Raw genomic sequence first — 17,936 nt, forward strand, 5'->3', positions numbered from 1 at the left:
TAATGCTTCCTCAATTAAACCAGGACGCCGGACTGGCGCAGGGCCTGTCGCAGCGGTTCGTGACAGGCTGGGCTGAGCTGGGTGAGCGGCAGACGGATACCGTCCGGCATCAGGCCCATTTCATGCAGCGCCCATTTCACGGGAATAGGGTTGGATTCGATAAACAGGGTCTTGTTGAGCGGCATCAGCTTCTCGTGAATCGCGCGAGCGGTCACGGCGTCACCGGCGATGGCGGCGGCGCACAGCTCGCTCATGGCACGCGGGGCCACGTTGGCGGTCACCGAGATATTGCCCTTGCCACCCAGCAGGATCAGCTCCACCGCCGTGGCGTCGTCGCCGGAGTACAGCAGGAAATCGCTGCTTACGCCGGCCAGGATGTCCTTGGCGCGCTGCAGGTCGCCCGTGGCTTCCTTGATACCGATGATGTTCGGCACGGTCGACAGGCGGATCACGGTCGCGGCCTGCATGTCGCACGCTGTGCGACCCGGCACGTTGTAGAGGATCTGCGGGATGTCGACGGCTTCGGCGATGGTCTTGAAGTGCTGGTACAAGCCTTCCTGGGTCGGCTTGTTGTAGTACGGCGTCACCAGCAGGCAGGCATCGGCACCGGCTTTCTTGGCGTTCTTGGTCAGCTCGATCGCTTCGCGCGTCGAGTTGGCGCCCGTACCGGCAATAACCGCGATACGCCCTGCAACGCGCTTGACCACAAACTCGATCACCTCGATGTGTTCTTCCACATCAAGCGTGGCCGATTCACCCGTGGTGCCGACGGCCACAATGGCGTTGGTGCCTTCTTGCAGGTGAAAGTCCACCAGTTTGCCCAGGCTGTCCCAGTCGAGATTACCTTGTGCATCCATGGGTGTGACCAGTGCCACCATACTGCCCGCAATCATGCAACCGCTCCTGCCGGAAAAAGAGAGCCGTAATGGTACTGGCGCCAAGATGCTTGCACAAGCGAAGTACCCTCTGAGGATGCGTTCTGGATCAACTTAGTTGCCGGCAATGCCATCATTGGGCCAAAGCACAGCCAACGGCCACTGAATATGCAATGAAAACGCCACGTCCTAGCCCTTGGCGGCGCTTTTCGCTACCCTTGATCCTTTGATCGGTACCGCACGTTCGTATCGACCGCTCATCGCTTTAGGAATGCTGCATGTCCACCCCCACAGTCCGCGAACAATTCCTTGTTATCAGTGCCCTTGGCGCCAACCCCATGGAGCTGACTAACGTCCTGTGCCGCGCCAGCCATGAGAATCGCTGCGCCGTCGTGACCTCACGCCTGACTCGCCATGGCGAGTGCAGTGCGCTGGTCCTGCAGATTTCCGGAAGCTGGGACGCCCTGGCACGCCTGGAAGCCGGCTTGCCGACCCTGGCCAAGAAGCACGACTTCACCGTCAATGTGGTGCGCAGTGCGGCCCTGGAGAACCGTCCCCAGGCGCTGCCGTACGTGGCCTATGTCAGTTCGGCCTACCGTTCGGACATCGTCAATGAACTGTGCCAGTTCTTTATCGACCATAACGTGGAGCTGGAAAACCTGACCTGCGATACCTACCAGGCGCCACAGACCGGCGGCACCATGCTCAATGCCACCTTTACCGTGACGTTGCCGGCCGGTGTGCAGATCAGTTGGTTGCGTGACCAGTTCCTGGATTTCGCCGATGCGCTGAACCTGGACGCACTGATTGAACCGTGGCGCCCACAGAACCCAATGTAAGGAAGTTTTCATGGCTGTAGCCATCGACACACCGGTCGCCGACTTCGAAGCCCAGGCGACCAGCGGGCAGACGTTCAGCCTCGCCGGGCTCAAGGGCAAGCAAGTGGTGCTGTATTTCTACCCGAAAGACAGCACGCCAGGCTGCACCACTGAAGGCCAGGGTTTTCGTGACCAGTACGCAGCCTTCCAGGCGGCCAACACCGAAGTGTTTGGCGTGTCTCGGGACGGCGTGAAGTCCCATGAGAACTTCAAGGCCAAGCAGGCCTTCCCCTTCGAGCTGATCAGCGACAAGGATGAAGCAGTTTGCCAGCTGTTTGATGTGATCAAGCTGAAGAAACTGTATGGCAAGGAATACATGGGGGTGGATCGCAGCACCTTCCTGATCGACAAAAATGGCGTGCTGCGCCAGGAATGGCGCGGCGTGAAGGTGCCGGGGCATGTGGATGCGGTGCTGGCTGCGGCGCAGGCCCTGGACAAGGCTTGATGTGGTTGGTGGCAGTTAGATAGCTATCGCTGGCAAGCCAGCTCCTACATTAGATCGGTGCTCGGCCAGACAACCCGGTAAGTGTGGGAGCCGGGCTTGCCCGCGATGAGGCCATCAGGCCTTGCGCAACCAATAACGATACACGCCGTTATCGGCCTCTTCGTGCAACAGCGCATGCCCCGCCAGCTTGGCAAAGGTGCGGAAGTCGCGCTGGGAACCCGCATCCGTGGCGATCACCTTGAGCACCGCACCGCTGGCCAGCCGATTGAGCTCCATCTTGGCCTTGAGCAGTGGCAACGGGCAGTTGAGGCCACTGGCATCAAGCTCGGCGTCGTGGTTTACAGCATCGGTCATGGTTTTGCTCCAGGCGGCTTCAGAGGGTGCTTAGAATATCTGGTCCCAGGCTCAGTGTCCGGCTACAGTAAGGTCTTTGTCGAAAGGCTTTGTGCATGACTTTTTTGCGCCCTACCCTGCTGACGCTAGCTTGCCTGCTTGCCTCCCCAGGCTTCGCCGACGATCTGCCGTCACTTGGCGACGCCAGTTCTGCCATTGTCTCGCCACAACAGGAACACCAACTGGGCCGGGCCTGGCTGGCGTTCCTGCGCGGCCAGGTCTCGGTTCTCAATGACCCGCAACTCAAGGATTACGTCGAGACCAGCGTCTACAAGTTGGTGGAGACCAGCCAGGTCAACGACCGGCGCCTGGAGTTCATCCTGATCAACAGCCCGCAACTCAACGCATTTGCCGCGCCGGGCGGGATTGTCGGGGTCAACGGCGGCCTGTTCCTCAATGCCCAGACCGAAGGCGAATACGCCTCGGTCATGGCCCACGAATTGGCGCACCTGTCGCAACGCCACTTCGCCCGTGGCGTGGAGGCCCAGCAACGGATGCAGATCCCGATGATGGCCGCGCTGCTCGGTGGGATTATCGCTGCGGCCGCCGGCGCCGGGGATGCCGGGATTGCCGCGATTGCCGGCAGCCAGGCCGCCGCCATCCAGGAGCAGCGGCGCTTCTCCCGGCAAAATGAACAGGAAGCCGACCGCATCGGCATCCTCAACATGGTCAAGGCCGGCTACGACCCGCGCTCGATGCCGACCATGTTCGAGCGCTTGATGCGTCAGTACCGCTTCGATGCCAAGCCACCAGAATTCCTGCTGACGCACCCGGTCACCGAATCGCGGATTGCCGACACCCGCAACCGCGCCGAACAGGCCAAGGTCGGCGGTACGGAAGACAGCCTGCGCTATCAACTGATACGCGCCCGGGTACAGCTGTATTACGAAGACACACCCGGACTGGCCGCCAAGCGCTTCCGCGCCCAACTGGATGAGAACCCGAAAAGCGATGTGGCGCGCTACGGCCTGGCCATCGCCCAGATCAAGGGCACCCAGCTCAATGAAGCGCGGGAAACCCTCAAGCCGCTGCTGGCCAAGGCGCCCAATGACATCACCTACAACCTGGCGCAGATCGAGTTGGATATCACCAACAATCGCATGCCCGACGCACAGCAACGCACCGACCGCATGCTTGCCCAGTATCCCAGCAACTATCCGTTGAACCAGGTGCGCGTGGATCTACTACTCAAGCAGAACCGCACCGCTGATGCGGAAAAAGCCCTGGAAGGTCTGCTCAAGTCACGCTCCGACGATCCGGATGTGTGGTATCAGGTCGCCGAGACCCGTGGCCTGTCAGGCAATATCATCGGCTTGCATCAAGCCCGCGCCGAGTACTTCGCACTGGTCGGCGACTTCCAGCAGGCGATCCAGCAATTGGACTTTGCCAAGCGCCGAGCCGGCAGCAACTTCCCCCTGTCGTCACGCATCGACGCGCGCCAACGTGAACTGATCGAACAGGAACGCATCGTCAAAGGCATGATGAGCTAAAGCCGGCGCCCACAAAAAAGCCCCGCTCTCGACTCTCGAAAGCGGGGCTTTTTATTGACCAACCGCTAGCGGATTACTCAGCCAGCTTGAAGGTGATGAAGCTGGCACGCCCTTGACGCAGGACCCGCATCGACACCGAGCGATTCTTCGGCAGCGCCTTGGCGATGTCGGTGAATTCCTTGGTGGAATTGATGGCCTGGTTGTTCAAGTGGGTAATCACGTCACCGGGTTGCAGGCCGATCAGGGCGGCTGGGCCGTCCTGGACTTCCTTGATCACCACACCGCTCTTGAGGTCGAAGCTTTTCTTCTGCTCATCGGTCAACTCGACCACGGCGATACCCAGGCGGTTGCTGCTACGCTCGGCGCCGGATTTACCACCCAGAGCGAGCTCCTGGCCTTCCTCCGGAATGGCTCCGACAGTCAGCTCAACGTTCTGGCGCTTGCCTTCACGGATCACTTCAAGCTTGGCCTTGCCACCCGCCTTGAGTGCGCCCACCAGATGCGGCAAGTCAGCGGACATGACAATCGGCTGGCCGTTCATGCTCAGAATCACATCGCCAACCTTCAAGCCGCCTTTGGCAGCCGGGCCATCATCCTGAATCTGCGCGACCAGGGCACCGGCCGGCTTGTCCAGGCCAAAGGACTCAGCCAGGTCTTTGTTCACTTCCTGGATCACCACGCCCAACCAGCCACGGCTGACCTTGCCACCGTCCTTGAGTTGGTTGGAAACGTCCAGGGCCACATCAATCGGGATAGCGAAGGAGACGCCCATGAAACCACCGGAGCGGGTGTAGATCTGCGAGTTGATCCCCACCACTTCGCCCGCCAGGTTGAACAGCGGGCCACCGGAGTTACCCGGGTTGATCGGCACGTCGGTCTGGATGAACGGTACATAGTTTTCGTTCGGCAGGCTGCGGCCGATAGCGCTGACGATGCCTTGGGTCACCGTGTGGTCGAAGCCAAACGGCGAACCGATGGCCACCACCCATTGCCCGGCCTTGAGGTCCTGGGATTTGCCCAGCTTCAACACCGGCAGGTCTTTGCCTTCGATCTTCAGCAAGGCAACGTCCGAACGCGGATCGGTGCCGACCAGCTTGGCCTTGAGTTCACTGCGGTCAGCCAGGCGCACGAGGATTTCGTCAGCGTCGGCAATCACGTGATTGTTGGTCAGGATGTAGCCGTCTGGCGAAATGATAAAGCCCGAGCCCAGGGATTGGGCCTCACGCTGACCACCGCCGCCGCCGCGTGGCGAACGCGGCTGGGGCATGCCGCGCTCGAAGAATTCGCGCAGCATTGGCGGCAAGCCTTCAAGGTCGGGCATCTGCTGGTTCGAGACTTTACGATCCGGCAGCTTCTGGGTGGTACTGATGTTCACCACGGCAGGCGAAGCCTGCTCCACCAGTTGGGTGAAGTCAGGCAACTCCGCCGCTTGCGCGGAAATGGCCTGACCCAGCACCAGCACCGTGGCGACTATGGATAGGTAAGATTTCAAACGTGGTATCGACATACAGCTCCCGTTACGACGAGCAGGGTTGGGCGACAGGGTTCAATAAACGCCGAAGACTACTACTACCGACGTCAATATTGCGTGAACAACGCAAGGCCAGAGCCGAGGAGTTGACCTATAAAAAACATAAGGAGATTTTGCAAGTGAAAATACTCTCCAGACATTTCATGTTCTCGGCACAAGAGCAAGGCAGCCATCGCCTGTCTCCTGCCGCACTGTGAACGATCTGGATGAGCACAGGATTAACGGTTCACGGCTTTTCGGGCGCCGGACCGCTGCGAACAGAGAGGGCAATCCGTTCAGCGGTGCCCATCGGGATTTCACCGACAACCGTCGCGACAATATCGCCTTGAGGCGTACTCATGCGGCGGGATACGGCAACCGTAGGCCCAAGCTGAACACGACTTTCGGGGGCGACCTCGCCCGTTACAGGTTCAAGAAACAGTGAAAATCGCGCGAGCCCATCCTCATACATCAGACTGCTTACAACTATCTGGGTCTTGGGATCCTTGCGCGCGTCACTGCGGGTCAACTCGAACCCTGGCGGCAACCATTGCGGATGCCAAGCCTGGGGCTGGCCCGTCACCGCTGAAGTCTTGACGCTGGACGGCGTCAATGGCTTGCAGTCGCTGCCAGGCTGCAGATCACGCTCATCAGGGAGTGTTGTCTCAAGTTGAGTGAACTGGAACCGCTCCAGCAATTGCCCCTTGTCGTTAATCAACAGCGACTTGAGAGGCAGTGCGGTTTCACGGTCCAGGTGCAACTCAAACCCATAGCGGTACTGGTCACGCGGGGTCAACGATACGATCACCGCTTTACGCCCGGCCACAAGCGATTTTCCGCTGACGGCAATCTCGTAAAAAGTATTGAGCTTTTGTGGATCGAATACGTGGGCGGGAGCGCCCGGGGAGTTATCGACGCCAACCACCAAGCTGCCGGTAACGCATTGGATGCGTCCATCGATACGGACAAGTTCCTGAGCCGATCCATCGAGCTGCAACAAGCGCTCATGAACCTGGCCATTCTGGACGCGATGCCAGATCTCATGGGTAGAAAAACTACCGTTACGCTCGTAGATGAACGTGCCCTGGTAGTTTTGCTGCCCTGCCCGCCCAAGGCGTTTCAGCCAATCCTGGCCTTCATCCGCTTGGGCAGGAGCTGCAAACCAGCCACTGAGCAAAAGCGCAAGGAGCGGTATGGCACGCATAAGGCTCCTTAGCGGTCTAGCGGTTTTCCAGGTTTGCAGCGCGAGCGTAAGGCAATGCGCTTTCAGTGCCTTTTACTGCCGACTCCTGAGCGTGCTGACGCAGGTAACCTGGCAGACGCTGGTCCTGCCAGCCGGATTGCCCCTGAAGCACGCCATTGGCCATCGGGCCAGGTGTTTCAGCGCTTTCCTTGTAGCCGGCCAGTACGGCTGGGCCTTTGACCTGCGGACCGGCCATGACCGGCTGCTGGGTTTGCTGGGCCAGTTCGGCACCGGCGATCTCGTCCTGGTTGTACAGGCGCACACCGGCCAGTACGGCCACAGTTACCGAAGCAGCGACTGCCAGGCGACCCAGGCTACGCCAAGGACCACGCGCAACTTTTGCCGGAACGGCTTCATCGGCCAGCGCAGCAGAAACGGCCGCAGCAATATCCAGACGAGGGATTAGTAGATCCTTGTGCATCACCGCCCGAGCGACTTGGTAACGAGACCAGGTATCACGGGTTTCGGCGTCATCAAATGCGTTGAGCACTCGACGAAGTTCCAATTCATCCGCTTCGTTATCCATCACTGCGGACAGCGATTCCTGCAGGGCATCACGACTCATGGCGGTTCCTCTCTTGGCTGTCGCCGCTGTCTTTAGTTTTCCTGCAACAACGGTTGCAGGGCTTTATCGATGGCTTCCCGAGCCCGGAAAATCCGGGAGCGTACGGTCCCCACCGGACATTGCATGACGCTCGCAATGTCCTCGTAACTCAGACCATCGAATTCACGTAAAGTTAACGCCGTACGCAAATCTTCTGGCAGTTGCTGAATAGTGCGATGGACGGTGCCTTCAATCTCGTCGCGCAGCAATGCACGCTCCGGCGACTCCAAATCCTTGAGGCCGTGATCACCATCGTAAAATTCTGCATCTTCCGAACTCACATCACTATCTGGCGGGCGGCGTCCGCGAGACACCAGATAGTTCTTCGCCGTGTTGATGGCGATGCGGTACAGCCACGTGTAGAACGCACTGTCACCGCGAAAATTACCGAGTGCACGGTAAGCCTTGATAAAGGCCTCCTGTGCAACGTCCTGCGCTTCATGGGTGTCGTGCACAAACCGCACGATCAACCCGAGAATTTTGTGCTGGTATTTCAGCACTAGCAGATCAAATGCGCGCTTGTCGCCGCGCTGAACGCGCTCGACCAGCTGCTGATCCTCTTCCTGGGTTAGCATGAACACTCCTCGTTGAACTTGAAGGAGGCTTGCATCACTAAACGATCAGGCTTGCAAACATAGACTAGGACTTTTCGCAAAAGTTCTCCCCCTTCAAGCAAGTTTCCGGTGGGCTCTGTTTTGGCACACACGAAAAACGCAGCGCGGGCATAGCCGGCTGCGTGAATAATCTTGTCGCCGGTTTTCTGACACGCCTCATGCTCCAGGCCGCTCAATAAAACCAACGCATTCCCAGCTTTCGGGCATCCTGTTATAGAGTCGGAACGAGTGTAAAAGTTCCCGTTTCGATACCAGAACGCCTCATCAAAAGCCGTGCAGTTCGTTCACCGTAGTCTCACAATGCCACGAATGCCCGACTATTGTGCCGATCCCCCCCTCTATATACTAGTGGGCCGTGTGACCCTTTGATTCGCCGATCCAGGCGTCCTGTTTGCGCCAACCCTTCGGATCGCTTTTTGCGGAATCCCATAAATGAGCCAACAGTTTCAACACGATGTCCTGGTGATTGGCAGCGGCGCCGCAGGCCTGAGCCTTGCGCTGACCCTGCCGAGCCATCTGCGCATAGCCGTACTGAGCAAGGGCGACCTGGCCAACGGCTCGACGTTCTGGGCGCAGGGCGGGGTTGCCGCCGTGCTGGATGACACCGACACGGTGCAATCCCACGTTGAAGACACCCTCAACGCCGGCGGCGGCCTGTGCAATGAAGACGCGGTGCGTTTCACCGTCGAGCACAGCCGCGAAGCCATCCAGTGGCTGATCGACCAGGGTGTGCCGTTTACCCGCGACGAGCATGCCGGCAGTGATGACGGAGGTTTCGAGTTCCACCTGACCCGCGAAGGCGGCCACAGCCATCGACGCATCATTCATGCCGCCGATGCGACCGGCGCCGCGATCTTCAAGACCCTGCTCGCCCAGGCTCGGCTGCGGCCGAATATCGAACTGCTGGAGCAACGGGTTGCGGTCGACCTGATCACCGAAAAACGCCTGGGCCTGGCCGGCGAGCGCTGCCTGGGCGCCTACGTCCTCAATCGCGCCAGTGGTGAAGTCGATACCTACGGCGCGCGTTTCACCATCCTCGCGTCAGGTGGCGCCGCCAAAGTCTACCTCTATACCAGCAACCCCGATGGCGCCTGCGGGGATGGCATCGCCATGGCCTGGCGCTCCGGCTGCCGGGTGGCGAACCTGGAATTCAACCAGTTTCACCCCACCTGCCTGTATCACCCCCAGGCCAAGAGTTTCCTGATCACCGAAGCCCTGCGGGGTGAAGGCGCGCACTTGAAGCTGCCCAATGGCGAGCGCTTCATGCAGCGCTTCGACCCGCGGGCCGAGCTGGCACCCCGGGATATCGTGGCCCGCGCCATCGACCACGAAATGAAGCGCCTGGGCATCGACTGCGTCTACCTGGACATCAGCCACAAGCCCGCCGACTTCATCAAGACCCACTTCCCGACGGTCTACGAACGCTGCCTGACCTTCAATATCGATATCACCAAAGGGCCGATCCCGGTGGTCCCGGCGGCGCACTACACCTGTGGCGGGGTGATGGTCGACCAGCAAGGCCGCACCGACGTCCCCGGCCTGTATGCGATTGGCGAAACCAGCTTCACCGGCCTGCACGGCGCCAACCGCATGGCCAGCAACTCGCTGCTCGAATGCTTCGTCTACGCCCGCTCCGCTGCTGCCGATATCCTCGAACAACTGCCGCGCATCCCGGTGCCGGCCGCCCTGCCCCGCTGGGACGCCAGCCAGGTCACCGACTCGGACGAGGACGTGATCATCGCCCACAACTGGGACGAGCTGCGGCGCTTCATGTGGGACTACGTGGGGATCGTGCGCACCAACAAGCGCTTGGCGCGGGCACAGCATCGGGTGCGGTTGCTGCTCGATGAGATCGATGAGTTCTACAGTAACTACAAGGTCAGCCGCGACCTGATCGAGTTGCGCAACCTGGCCCAGGTCGCCGAGCTGATGATCCGCTCGGCCATGGCGCGCAAGGAAAGCCGGGGCCTGCATTACACCCTCGACTATCCGCAGATGCTGCCAGAGGCCCTCGACACTATCCTGGTGCCAACCACCTACGGCGACTGAACTTCAAGCGCACCCGCAGGCGCCGATGCACATCGGCGACCTGCGAATCGCGCGGCACACAGATCGAGCGCACTCGCCAATCACCCGGCAACCGGTAGCGCAGCACCACGATCAACGGCAATGCCAGGCTGTCGGGACGCAACTGCACACGGTGCCAGCCCCGTGCCACGCTCCACAACTGCCAGCCATCAGCAGTACGGCGCAGGCCACGAACCGACGAAGGGTGAGTCAGGCGAATAGAGCGCGGCAGCGTCCACACGGCATGAGCCAGGCACGCCACGGCACCGAGGACGGCAATCAGCAGAGGTACATCGAGAAAGCACAGCGCAAGCAGCGCAAGGCACAGGGCAAAGAGATACGCCGCCAGCAACAGCCCCGAGGCCTGCCAGCGGCATTCGAAGGCATTACTTGGGCTGGACACGATCCAGGATCATCCGGACCATGCGTTGCAGCTCCGGGTCTTCTGACTCGGCACGTTCCATGAACCAACCGAACATGTCCTGGTCTTCGCAGGTCAGCAGCCTGACGTAGAGGTCGCGGTCTACCTTATCGAGGGTCGCGTACACCTCTTTGGTGAACGGCACCAACAACACATCCAACTCCAGCATGCCGCGACGGCTGTGCCAGTACAGGCGATTGATTTCTACATCTTCGACCATGGAGCGCTCCTCAAATAGGGCGCAAGTATACAGGCCCACGCCCCTCGGAACAGTCGGCTTTGGTCGGGCTGATGAAACTACCCATTTGCCGGGCGCCCCTCTATGATGCACCCATGACTTTCCAACTGCGATGACCCATGGCTGATTCTGCTTTCTTCTGCCCCCTGTCCCACGAAGGCGTCCTGGCCGTTCGCGGCGCTGACGCGGCCAAGTTCCTCCAGGGGCAACTGACCTGCAACCTCAACTACCTCAACGACACCCATGCCAGCCTCGGCGCGCGTTGCACCCAAAAGGGACGCATGCAGTCGAGCTTCCGTATCGTGCTGCAAGGTGACGGCGTGCTGCTGGCCATGGCCAGCGAACTGCTGGAAGCACAACTGGCAGACCTGAAGAAGTACGCGGTGTTTTCCAAGTCCAAGCTGACTGACGAAAGCGCTGCCTGGGCACGCTTTGGCCTGGTGAACGCCGATCAGGCACTCATCGGCCTGGGCCTGGAACTGCCAGCCGACACCGACAGCGTGGCCCGTACAGATGATCTGATCGCCATTCGCGTGTCCCCTGGCCGCGCCGAACTCTGGGCACCTGCGGCACAAGCCGACACCCTGCGCAGCCAACTGGCCGCACAAATGGCCGCAGGCGATCTCAATGCCTGGCTGCTGGGGCAGGTCCGCGCCGGCATCGGCCAAGTCATGGCCCAGACCCGCGAGATGTTCATCCCGCAGATGCTCAACCTGCAAGCGGTCGGTGGCGTGAGCTTCAAGAAAGGCTGCTACACCGGCCAGGAAATCGTCGCCCGCATGCAATACCTGGGCAAACTCAAGCGGCGCCTGTACCGCCTGAGCCTGGAAGGCACCGAACTGCCCGAGCCTGGCACACCCCTGTTTGCCCCCAGCCATAACAGTGCCATCGGCGAGGTGGTGATTGCCGCCCGGGCCGACGAAGGGATTGAACTTCTGGCGGTGCTGCAAGCCGAAGCAGCCGACAGTGGCGATGTGCATTTAGGTGCGTTGGAAGGCCCAGGCCTCAAGTTGCTCGACCTGCCCTACCCACTGGACCGTGATCGCGAGATCCAGCGTTAATCGCCATACCCTTTTGCAGCACCCTAGAGAGCATGAATGAACAAACTGGCGGAAAAAGTCCAACAGGCGTTGGTGATGGCCATCGATAACGATGACCTGGTTCTGCCCACGTTACCGGAAGTGGCCCTGAAAATTCGTCAGGCCGCCGAAGACCCAGAAATCAGCATCAGCCACCTGAGCAAGGTCATCGGCCGCGATACCGCCCTGACGGCGCGGCTGATCAAGGTAGTCAACAGCCCATTGTTGCGCGCATCCCAGGAAGTCACCGACCTGCACACCGCCATCACCCGCCTGGGCACCAACTACAGCAGCAACCTGGCGATTGGCCTGGTGATGGAACAGATATTCCATGCCCGCTCCGACGTCGTCGAACAAAAGATGCGCGACGTCTGGCGTCGCAGCCTCGAAGTCGCGGGCGTGTGCTATGCCTTGTGCCGCAACCACAGCCAGCTCAAGCCGGACCAGGCGGCGCTCGGCGGGCTGGTGCATCAGATCGGCGTGCTGCCGATCCTGACCTACGCCGAAGACCACTACGAGTTGCTGTCCGACCCGGTCAGCCTCAATCATGTGATTGATAACATTCACCCGTTGCTGGGGGACAAGCTGCTGCGGGGTTGGGACTTTCCGGAAATGCTGGTGAATGTGCCCGCACACTACCAGGATCTTGAACGCGACTCGGCCAGCCTGGACTATGTCGACCTGGTACAGGTGGCCGTGCTGTATTGCCACAAAAACACTGACCACCCGCTGGCCAACGCTGCGCTGTCGAACCTACCGGCGCTCAAGAAGCTGCGTATCGACCCGCTCAATGAAGCGGTGCGCAGCGAGTTGGACGAAGCACGCTCGATGTTCTACTGACCCTGCGCCAACGCTGTTAACCGGCAATAAAGCTTACCCGCACCTTGAGCCCTTTCAGCTCACCATCATGCAGGCTGATCTGAGCCAGGTGCGCACGGCAGATTTCTCCGACAATCGCCAACCCAAGCCCCGAACCCGCGCCCTGCTGGTTACGCCGATAGAAGCGCTCGAACACCCGGTCGCGCTCGTCCAGCGGGATGCCCGGGCCATCATCTTCCACTTCCAGTACCGCCGGCGCCGTGACCCGCAGGATCACATTGCCACCTGATGGCGTGTGCGCCAGGGCATTATCAACCAGGTTGCTCAACAGCTCGTTCAGCAGGGTCGGCTCACCGCGCAACCACACCGGCTGATCCGCCTCCAACGCCAGCGCCACCCCCCGCGCATGTGCCAGGGGCGCCATGGCCATGCCCAGTTCACGGGCCAATTGACTGAGATCGAGCAACTGCGCGCCACCCTCGGCAATCGCCCGCGCGCCGTTTTCGATACGTGCCAGGGACAGCAACTGATTGGCCAGGTGGGTCAGGCGATCCGTACCTTGCGCCGCCGTTTCCAGGGTGCTGCGCCAGATCGCCGGTTCTTCGGCGCGCAGGCCCAGTTCCAGGCGGGCCTTGAGCGCCGCCAACGGGGTGCGCAACTCGTGGGACGCGTCGGCAATAAACTGGGCCTGGCGCTCGAACTGCCCGCGCAGGCGTTCGGTAAAGTGGTTCAACGCCCGTACCAACGGCCCGAGTTCGTGCTGCACTTCAACCAGCGGCAGCGGCCGCAAATCGTCCGGCTGGCGTTCTTCCACCGCCGTGCGCAAACGTTCCAGCGGACGCAGCGCCGCGCTCACCGCAAACCACACCAGCAGCAAGGCACCAATGGCCAGCATGCCCAGACGCAACAGGGTGTCGGCCATCAGGCTGCGAGCCATGCTGACACGGGCCTCGTCGGTCTCTGCGACGCGGATTTCTGCCATGCCATTCATGTTCGGCTCCGACACCGCCTTGAGCAGGCTCACCACCCGCACATTCTGCCCCTGGTACTTGGCGTTATAAAAACGCGCCAGGGCCGGGTAATCGTCGGTGCGCGGCGTGCCCGGCGGCGGGCCTGGCAGGTGTTCGTAGCCAGAAATCAGCTTCTGGTGAATATCATTGACCTGATAGTAGATCCGCCCGGCACTGTCATAGGCGAATGTGTCCAAGGCCACGTAGGGCACATCGGCGCTCAAGGTGCCGTCGCGCTGGGACAGCCCGGCGGCGATGGTCCGCGCCGAAGCCAGCAAGGTGCGATCGTAGGCGGTGTCTGCCGCCTCGCGACCATTCCAGTACGCGCTCAGGCCGCTGGCCAGCATCAGCACCACCAACAGCAGCGCCAGGTTCCACAGCAGGCGCCAACGCAGGCTGCTGTGCTTACGCATCGCGGGCTTCCAGCAGGTAGCCAAGGCCGCGGAAGGTAACGATGGCGACCGGCTGGCCGTCGAGTTTCTTGCGCAAGCGGTGCACATAGATTTCGATGGCATCGGGGCTGGCTTCTTCATCCAGGCCAAACACCTGGGACGCCAGTTGCTCCTTGCTCATGACCCGGCCAGGCCGGGCGATCAGCGCTTCGAGCACCGCCTGCTCGCGAGAGGTCAGCGTCAGCAGTTCACCGCCGAGGGTGAAGCGCCGGGTTTCCACGTCATACACCAGCACGCCACAGGTCTGCTGGCGCTCACCGCCCAGCACGCTGCGCCGCAGCAGGGCCTTGACCCTGGCCTCCAGCTCGGTCAATTCAAAGGGTTTGGCCAGGTAGTCATCGGCGCCCAGGTTCAGGCCATGCACCCGATCCTTTACATCACTGCGGGCAGTGAGCATCAACACCGGAAGATTTTTCCCACGGGCCCGCAAGCGCGCCAGCACCTCGAAGCCATCCATGCGCGGCAAGCCCACATCGAGGATCGCCACGGCGTACTCCTCGCTGCTCAAGGCCAGGTCCGCAGCCACGCCATCGTGCAACACATCGACCGTCAACCCGGTGCTCTTGAGCGCCTGGGCAACACTTTCGGCCAGTTGCAGATGGTCTTCGACGAGCAGGACACGCATGGTTTTGTACCTCGTTAAGGGGTGGTCGATACCGCCCTGTGTTTACCAACTCGCGGCGCAGTTTACAGCCGCTGCCTGTGCTGTGAAGCCCGAAAACATTGAAAGGGCGCTGAAAGGTTAGTGAAAGGTTCGCCGATTAGCATCCAGAAACGGATGGTTACACCCTCCGAGCTATTTCACCGATAGCGCCCGAAAAACGCCTCGATGCGTTTTCGCCAAATAAGAACAATAACGGAGTGCACCACGATGCTGTCGACACAGCCCCACGCTTGCCCGCCTGTTCGTTTTTCCCGCCTGACCCAGACCGCCCTCGCCAGTGCCGCAGCCCTTGCCGGCTTTTCGCCGCTTAGCCAGGCTGCCTTCTTTGAAGACAGTAGCGCGACCCTGGAAACCCGCAACATGTACTTCAACCGCGACTTTCGCGACGGCACCAGCGCCCAGCAATCCAAGCGCGACGAATGGGCCCAGGGCTTCATGCTCAATCTGCAATCGGGTTATACCGACGGCACCGTCGGCTTTGGCGTTGACGCGCTGGGCATGCTCGGGGTCAAGCTCGACTCCAGCCCAGACCGCACCGGCAGTGGCCTGCTGCCAACCCACGATGACGGGCGCGCCGCCGACGAGTACTCCAAGCTGGGCCTGACCGGCAAAGTGAAAATCTCTGCCACCGAGTTGAAAATCGGTTCGCTGATCCCTGAGTTGCCAATCCTCAAGGCCAACGACGGGCGCATCCTGCCGCAGACTTTCAACGGTGGCCTGCTGACCTCCAGTGAGTTCAAGAACCTGACGTTCACCGGCGGTCGCCTGGACCAGGCCAAGGACCGCGACGACAGCAACTACGAGGACATCGCCCTCAACAACAAAAATGGTCGCTTCGTCGGCGGGGCCACCGGCAAGCACTTCAACTTCGGTGGTGTGGACTACAAGTTTGCCGACAAGATCACTGGCAGCTACCACTTCGCCCAGCTCGATGATGTGTATCGCCAGCACTTCCTTGGCCTGGTCGCCTCCCGCCCGATGGGCCCTGGCACCTTCGCCACCGACCTGCGCCTGGCGATCAGCGATGACACCGGCAGCGCGCGCGGCGGCAGCATTGATAACAAATCCCTCAACGGCATTTTCAGCTACGCCCTCAACGGCCATAAACTGAGCGCCGGCTACCAGCACATGTCCGGCGACAGCGCGTTCCCGTATGTGGATGGCAGCGACCCGTACCTGGTCAACTTCGTACAGATCAATGACTTTGCCGGCGCCGAAGAACGCTCCTGGCAGGCCCGCTACGATTACGACTTCGCCAAACTGGGGATTCCCGGCCTGAGTTTCATGAGCCGCTACCTGTCCGGCGACAATATCAAACTCAAGAACGGCGACACCGGCAAAGAGTGGGAACGCAACACTGAAATCAAGTACGTAGTGCAAAGCGGTACGTTCAAGGACGTGGCCGTGCGCCTGCGTAACGCCACCTACCGCTCCAATTACTCGGCCCGGGACGCAGATGAAATGCGCGTACTGGTCAGCTACAGCGTCGCACTTTGGTAAACCTGAACGTCACTTCCCCCAATAACAACAATGACGGAGTACCCCATGTCCTCATCACTGCGTAAATTTGCCCTGGCCGCCGGCTGCATGCTGTTTGCCGGCCAATTGCTGGCCGCCGGCGAACCCAAGCGCCCGGAATGCATTGCCCCCGCCTCCCCTGGCGGCGGTTTTGACCTGACTTGCAAGCTGGCGCAAAGCGCGCTGGTCAACGAAAAGCTTTTGACCAAGCCCATGCGTGTGACCTACATGCCAGGCGGCGTGGGCGCGGTGGCCTACAACGCAGTGGTGGCCCAGCGCCCGGCGGATGCCGGTACGTTGGTGGCCTGGTCCAGTGGCTCGCTGCTGAACCTGGCCCAAGGCAAATTCGGTCGTTTCGATGAAACCAACGTGCGCTGGCTGGCGGCGGTTGGCACCAGCTATGGCGCCATCGCGGTGAAAACCGATTCGCCCTACAAGACCCTCGACGATCTGGTCCAGGCACTGAAGAAAGATCCGAGCAAGGTCGTGATTGGTTCCGGTGGCACTGTTGGCAGCCAGGACTGGATGCAAACCGCGCTGATCGCCAAGGCCGCCGGGATCAACCCGCGTGACCTGCGTTATGTGGCGCTCGAAGGTGGCGGCGAAATCGCCACGGCGCTGCTCGGCGGCCACATCCAGGTGGGCAGTACCGACATCTCCGACTCCATGCCGCACATCCAGAGCGGCGATATGCGCCTGCTGGCCGTGTTCGCGGAAAACCGCCTCGACGAACCGGAAATGAAAGACATTCCGACCGCCAAGGAACAAGGCTACGACATCGTGTGGCCAGTGGTGCGCGGTTTCTACCTCGGGCCAAAAGTCAGCGATGAAGACTACGCCTGGTGGAAAGCTGCCTTTGACAAACTGCTGGCCTCCGAAGAGTTCGCCAAGCTGCGTGACCAGCGCGAGCTGTTCCCGTTTGCCATGACCGGCCAGGAGCTGGACACCTACGTGAAAAAACAGGTGGCTGACTACAAAGTGCTGGCCAAAGAGTTCGGCCTGATCCAGTAATCGCCCCCTGTCATGTAATGCCGCTGTAGGAGCGAGCTTGCTCGCAAAGAACGTGAGAGCGCCGCGTCAAACCAGATGAGCCGCGTTTTCGTTGACGTTTTTCGCGAGCAAGCTCGCTCCTACAAAGGTGGCCCTGGAGTTTTCCATGCTCTTACAACGCATTTTCGCTGCCGTGATGTTACTGGCCTGTATCGGCCTGGCGCTGATGGCCTGGCCGTATCAGGCGGCCTTTTCCTACGAGCCCGTAGGGCCTCGGGCCTTCCCGCTGTTGTTGATCGGGCTGATGGGGCTGGCACTGCTCTACATGCTGATTCGCCCACAACCGACCAAACACACCGACGATGAGCCGGCGCTGGACCGCCCGACCCTGATCAAGATCGGGATCTGCGTGGCCCTGCTGCTGGTGTTTGCCGGCACTTTCGAACCCCTGGGCTTCATTCTCAGCAGCATTCTGATTGGTATACCGATGGCTCGGCTGTATGGCGGCCGATGGTTGCCCAGCGCGGTGATCATCACCTTGATGAGCATCGGTCTTTATCTGCTGTTCGATAAAACCATGGACGTGCCACTGCCCCTCGGTCTGCTCGACGTTCTGGAGAACTGAT

19 protein-coding genes are annotated in these 17,936 nt (G+C 60.7%); 9 read left to right on the top strand and 10 right to left on the bottom strand.

Translation table 11 applies throughout. From position 1 onward, the window contains the following. Window positions 1-14: 14 nt before the first annotated feature. Window positions 15-893, bottom strand: coding sequence for a 4-hydroxy-tetrahydrodipicolinate synthase (gene dapA, locus FJD34_RS12860; RefSeq protein ID WP_032857876.1), 879 nt, complete (start codon window positions 891-893; stop codon window positions 15-17). A 260-nt stretch (window positions 894-1,153) separates the two neighbouring features. On the opposite strand from dapA, the gene FJD34_RS12865 reads away from it, so the two are divergent. After that, complete coding sequence (locus FJD34_RS12865) at window positions 1,154-1,714, top strand: glycine cleavage system transcriptional repressor (RefSeq protein ID WP_032857877.1); 561 nt, start codon at window positions 1,154-1,156, stop codon at window positions 1,712-1,714. Window positions 1,715-1,724: 10 nt separating this feature from the next. Next, on the top strand, window positions 1,725-2,198 hold the full coding sequence (locus FJD34_RS12870) for a peroxiredoxin (RefSeq protein WP_032857879.1): 474 nt from the start codon (window positions 1,725-1,727) through the stop codon (window positions 2,196-2,198). Between the two features lie 114 nt (window positions 2,199-2,312). On the opposite strand, the gene FJD34_RS12875 is transcribed toward FJD34_RS12870, so the two are convergent. Beyond that, window positions 2,313-2,552 carry a sulfurtransferase TusA family protein gene (locus FJD34_RS12875; protein ID WP_029299077.1) on the bottom strand — a complete coding sequence of 80 codons (240 nt, stop codon included), beginning with the start codon at window positions 2,550-2,552 and terminating at the stop codon, window positions 2,313-2,315. A gap of 95 nt (window positions 2,553-2,647) precedes the next feature. Between FJD34_RS12875 and FJD34_RS12880 the strand changes: the two genes are divergently transcribed. Then, on the top strand, window positions 2,648-4,081 hold the full coding sequence (locus FJD34_RS12880) for a M48 family metalloprotease (protein WP_032857881.1): 1,434 nt from the start codon (window positions 2,648-2,650) through the stop codon (window positions 4,079-4,081). Between the two features lie 73 nt (window positions 4,082-4,154). Here FJD34_RS12880 and FJD34_RS12885 read toward each other — a convergent pair whose 3' ends face one another. The 4 genes from FJD34_RS12885 to rpoE all read right to left on the bottom strand — a co-directional run bounded on the left by FJD34_RS12885 (window position 4,155) and on the right by rpoE (window position 8,013). Then, window positions 4,155-5,588: a DegQ family serine endoprotease gene (locus FJD34_RS12885; protein WP_032857883.1), complete on the bottom strand. Its 1,434-nt coding sequence runs from the start codon at window positions 5,586-5,588 to the stop codon at window positions 4,155-4,157. A 250-nt stretch (window positions 5,589-5,838) separates the two neighbouring features. After that, window positions 5,839-6,795, bottom strand: coding sequence for a MucB/RseB C-terminal domain-containing protein (locus FJD34_RS12890; protein WP_090290627.1), 957 nt, complete (start codon window positions 6,793-6,795; stop codon window positions 5,839-5,841). Window positions 6,796-6,811: 16 nt separating this feature from the next. Then, entirely contained in the window at window positions 6,812-7,399 is a 588-nt protein-coding gene (locus FJD34_RS12895) for a sigma-E factor negative regulatory protein (RefSeq protein WP_032857888.1), read from the bottom strand. A 32-nt stretch (window positions 7,400-7,431) separates the two neighbouring features. Next, entirely contained in the window at window positions 7,432-8,013 is a 582-nt protein-coding gene (gene rpoE, locus FJD34_RS12900) for an RNA polymerase sigma factor RpoE (RefSeq protein WP_003172477.1), read from the bottom strand. 471 nt (window positions 8,014-8,484) lie between these two features. Between rpoE and nadB the strand changes: the two genes are divergently transcribed. Beyond that, a complete protein-coding gene (gene nadB, locus FJD34_RS12905; protein ID WP_032857891.1) occupies window positions 8,485-10,101 on the top strand; it encodes an L-aspartate oxidase in 1,617 nt (538 codons plus the stop codon). On the opposite strand, the gene FJD34_RS12910 is transcribed toward nadB, so the two are convergent. Both FJD34_RS12910 and FJD34_RS12915 read right to left on the bottom strand, forming a co-directional pair. After that, window positions 10,070-10,522 carry a protein YgfX gene (locus FJD34_RS12910; RefSeq protein WP_032857894.1) on the bottom strand — a complete coding sequence of 151 codons (453 nt, stop codon included), beginning with the start codon at window positions 10,520-10,522 and terminating at the stop codon, window positions 10,070-10,072. The genes nadB and FJD34_RS12910 overlap by 32 nt on opposite strands. Further along, window positions 10,506-10,760, bottom strand: coding sequence for an FAD assembly factor SdhE (locus FJD34_RS12915; protein ID WP_017736358.1), 255 nt, complete (start codon window positions 10,758-10,760; stop codon window positions 10,506-10,508). Before FJD34_RS12915 ends, FJD34_RS12910 begins: the two co-directional genes overlap by 17 nt. A 137-nt stretch (window positions 10,761-10,897) precedes the next feature. Between FJD34_RS12915 and ygfZ the strand changes: the two genes are divergently transcribed. Then, entirely contained in the window at window positions 10,898-11,839 is a 942-nt protein-coding gene (gene ygfZ / locus FJD34_RS12920) for a CAF17-like 4Fe-4S cluster assembly/insertion protein YgfZ (RefSeq protein WP_032857897.1), read from the top strand. Between the two features lie 36 nt (window positions 11,840-11,875). Further along, complete coding sequence (locus FJD34_RS12925; protein WP_065943870.1) at window positions 11,876-12,697, top strand: HDOD domain-containing protein; 822 nt, start codon at window positions 11,876-11,878, stop codon at window positions 12,695-12,697. 16 nt (window positions 12,698-12,713) lie between these two features. Here the strand turns inward: FJD34_RS12925 and FJD34_RS12930 are convergent, their stop codons facing one another. Further along, window positions 12,714-14,099 (bottom strand): sensor histidine kinase, encoded by a 1,386-nt coding sequence (locus tag FJD34_RS12930; protein ID WP_065943869.1) that lies wholly within the window; start codon window positions 14,097-14,099, stop codon window positions 12,714-12,716. Next, window positions 14,092-14,763, bottom strand: coding sequence for a response regulator (locus tag FJD34_RS12935; RefSeq protein WP_029299087.1), 672 nt, complete (start codon window positions 14,761-14,763; stop codon window positions 14,092-14,094). The genes FJD34_RS12930 and FJD34_RS12935 overlap by 8 nt, the downstream gene beginning before the upstream one ends. A gap of 246 nt (window positions 14,764-15,009) precedes the next feature. Here FJD34_RS12935 and FJD34_RS12940 point away from each other — a divergent pair, with 246 nt between their 5' ends. The 3 genes from FJD34_RS12940 to FJD34_RS12950 all read left to right on the top strand — a co-directional run bounded on the left by FJD34_RS12940 (window position 15,010) and on the right by FJD34_RS12950 (window position 17,935). Beyond that, window positions 15,010-16,302, top strand: a complete 1,293-nt coding sequence (locus tag FJD34_RS12940) for an OprD family porin (protein ID WP_032857906.1) — start codon at window positions 15,010-15,012, stop codon at window positions 16,300-16,302. A 45-nt stretch (window positions 16,303-16,347) separates the two neighbouring features. Then, window positions 16,348-17,331 carry a Bug family tripartite tricarboxylate transporter substrate binding protein gene (locus FJD34_RS12945; protein WP_032857908.1) on the top strand — a complete coding sequence of 328 codons (984 nt, stop codon included), beginning with the start codon at window positions 16,348-16,350 and terminating at the stop codon, window positions 17,329-17,331. Between the two features lie 145 nt (window positions 17,332-17,476). Further along, the gene (locus FJD34_RS12950) at window positions 17,477-17,935 is read left to right on the top strand and encodes a tripartite tricarboxylate transporter TctB family protein (RefSeq protein ID WP_032857911.1); all 459 of its coding nucleotides are present in this window, start codon (window positions 17,477-17,479) and stop codon (window positions 17,933-17,935) included. The last annotated feature ends 1 nt before the right edge of the window (window position 17,936 follow it).

It is taken from the genome of Pseudomonas brenneri, assembly GCF_007858285.1.
Lineage (GTDB): Bacteria > Pseudomonadota > Gammaproteobacteria > Pseudomonadales > Pseudomonadaceae > Aquipseudomonas > Aquipseudomonas brenneri.